Origin of the sequence: Pedobacter alpinus (genome assembly GCF_042684645.1) — a bacterium.
In the GTDB taxonomy this organism is placed as follows: domain Bacteria; phylum Bacteroidota; class Bacteroidia; order Sphingobacteriales; family Sphingobacteriaceae; genus Pseudopedobacter; species Pseudopedobacter alpinus.
The window spans coordinates 27,046-30,131 of sequence record NZ_JBHULV010000054.1 but is presented as its reverse complement, the minus strand read 5'-3'; the positions used below and the strand labels follow the sequence as shown (position 1 = coordinate 30,131).

2 protein-coding genes are annotated in these 3,086 nt (G+C 33.5%); both read right to left on the bottom strand.

The genetic code is table 11. From position 1 onward, the window contains the following. Window positions 1–464: 464 nt before the first annotated feature. The gene (locus tag ACFSSE_RS17125; protein ID WP_379048185.1) at window positions 465–1,406 is read right to left on the bottom strand and encodes a PorP/SprF family type IX secretion system membrane protein; all 942 of its coding nucleotides are present in this window, start codon (window positions 1,404–1,406) and stop codon (window positions 465–467) included. Between the two features lie 4 nt (window positions 1,407–1,410). After that, window positions 1,411–3,086: T9SS type B sorting domain-containing protein (locus ACFSSE_RS17120; RefSeq protein WP_379101052.1), on the bottom strand; the 1,676-nt coding region annotated here is incomplete at its 5' end.

Here is a 3,086-nt window from a genome sequence, read left to right as displayed (position 1 = left end):
ATCAATCACTGGAAACCACCATTATCTGACAGCATTTAATACGGCGTTTTATATCTAAATTGGTATTATTTGATTATTAGCCTCTGCTGATAAAATGTATTAGTTCCATTGATGATAAACTCTTTAGAAGTTCGGTTTATGGAATAAGATTGTGATTCAAGTTGTACTTCCGTTTGATTACATTTATTACTAGCCTGTTTAACTTCAAAATCCCGTCTATATTAAACTCGAAAGTATCGTCTTTTTCACAATCTTGTACATCAGCGTAGGTACTTTGATATGTTGATGGAGGATTTACAGTTAAGTTTTTATCTGTTATAGCTCCTTTCCAAACTTTTGAAGTTAATAAAGCCGACGAGTTAGTACTTTCTTTTTTACAGCTTTAAAACAAAGTAGCATAAAAAACAAAAGGTATAAATTCCAGATTGTCATTTTTAAATTTAATCAAATTTAAAAAAATAGCTTTAAAAATACCTAGGGTTTAAAATAGCTCTAGAACCTTTTTCTCCAAAATCAAATCTTAACATAATTTCGTGGCTGCCAGCATTAAAACCTACTAAAGATGTTGTGCTGGCATCATAAGCATAACCTAACCTTAGTTTTTTATTTAATTGTACTTCTGCTAAAGCAGATATATCGGCCTCTGTTCTATAAGACAACCCAAATGAAACTAAATTAAACATCCATAAATTCATATTTAAATCAGCCTGTAAAGGTGCGCCTCTTACTCCTTTTACTAAAACATTTGGTTTCAATTTCAAATCGTCACTTAAACTAAAAACATATCCTGTAGAAAAGAAAAGATGTAAATATTGCCTTGAAACTAATCCATCGGTAACCAAAAAATTATCTTTGTTTAATGTGTTATTTAAAAGGTGAGGAAGTGATAAACCCGCATAAAATTTATCGGTATTGAAATAAATTCCTGCACCAAAATTAGGCATAAACTTAGTTACGTTATTGGTAAAAGCTACATCAATTAAACCATCAGAGCCTAAATCTACGTTTTCATAATCAGCAGAAAAACGACTTACACCCCCTTGAATACCAAATGCCAAAGTTGAATTATCCATTAATATACGATAAGCATAAGTACCAAAAACTCCTGTTGTTTTATTAATACCAATATTATCATTAAAAACCTGTAAGCCTAAACCTACTTTACCGTCTTTTACAGGGCCATCAATAGATAGGGTTTGCGTTTCTGGCGCACCAGAAATCCCAACCCATTGTTTACGGTATAAAGCGGTTGCACTGGTAAAATCTCTACTACCTGCATAAGCTGGGTTAATTGCCAAGGTATTAAACATATACTGTGTGTACATGGCGTCTTGCTGTGCAAAAGTATAAGCTGAAGATAAAAGCATCATCAACACCAAAATATATTTTTTTATTGCTGTTAACATGTTCTTATCTTTTTATGGTTAGGTATTTCACGTATTTATCTTTTCCGTTAACTTTAACTATATAATAGTAAGTGCCATCTGGCAAATCTTCGCCAATAGTTATTCCTTGATTTGATTTACCAGACCAATCATTTTTATAATCATCATTTCTATAAACTACATTACCCCATCTGTTAAAAATTTCTAAACTTACTACATCTCCAGTTGTGTTTTCAATTACAAATTTATCATGTACTCCATCGTTATTAGGTGAAAAACCCTGAGGAATACGAATGTTTGATTTCTTTAATACAATTGGAGTTGCAGCATTTTCTTGCGGATTGCCATCCAAATTTTCATCAGGTTCTCGCCCGTTGGTAGATTCGTCGCTAATTATAATACCTAAACTATTAGCTGTCACTAATGCTTTGTTATTAAATAAAGTATCTGCGGTATTGTTGAGTTTAATGTTTACAGAAAAAGAAATACTTTCTTTCTGATTTGGGGCTAAAACACTCCCTGTTCCTAATAAATTAAGATTTGTAGTACCATTAAAGTTTTGGTTTGCAACCAGACTACCAGTAACATTTATACTCCCAACAATAGTAAAACTTATTGGTAACGGAAATGCTTTTACTAAATCATCAGCTACTTCAATAGCTGTTAAATTAATATTTCCGTAATTTTGAGCGTTTAAAGTATAATTTAAAGTATAAGAACCATCTAGTTCTTTGTTTACAGCTGATACGGCTTTTGACAAACCAACTACAGGGTTTGGATTAACAGTGATGGTTACTTTAGCAGAAGATGTTAATGCTAAATTACTTTTATCTTGAATAGTGTAATCAACAACATATACCCCTGCCAAAATAGCCTTATTTACAGTTAAACTTCCTGTGGCAACATCTACAATAATATTTGGATTTCCGGTTACAACCTCTTTAATAATTACATTGTTGAGATTAGTAAGCTGATCATTCAAAAAGTCATTCGCCACAATATTATTAATAGCTACCACATTACTTTTTCCGTCAATTGTTATGGCATCATTTACAGCTAAAATAGATGGTGAATTTACCGTTACAACCACATTTGCGTTTGCCGTATTTGTGGGGTTTAACTTATCTGTTATTTTATAATTGATGGTATAAACTCCGGCTTGTGTTCCGGCGGCAACTGTTACCGCTCCCGTTGTTGGGTTAATAGTAATGTTTGGATTTACAGTAATTTGTTCTAAAGTTACATTTGCTGGCAATGCAGTTGAACCATTATAAGTATCGTTTGCTAAAACATTAGCGATAGCTGTTCCACCTGTAAAACCGTTGATGGTACCAGCATCGTTTGTTGCTGCAATTGCGGGTGCTGTAACTGTAACAACCGCATTTGCGTTTGCCGTATTTGTGGGGTTTAACCTATCCGTTATTTTATAATTGATGGTATAAACTCCGGCTTGTGTTCCGGCAGCTGCTGTTACCGCTCCTGTTGTTGAGTTAATAGTAATGTTTGAATTTACAGTAATTTGTTCTAAAGTTACACTTGCTGGCAATGCAGTTGAACCATTATAAGTATCGTTTGCTAAAATATTAGCGATAGCTGTTCCACCTGTAAAACCGTTGATGGTACCAGCATCGTTTGTTGCTGCAATTGCGGGTGCTGTAACTGTAACAACCGCATTTGCGTTTGCCGTATTTGTGGGGTTTA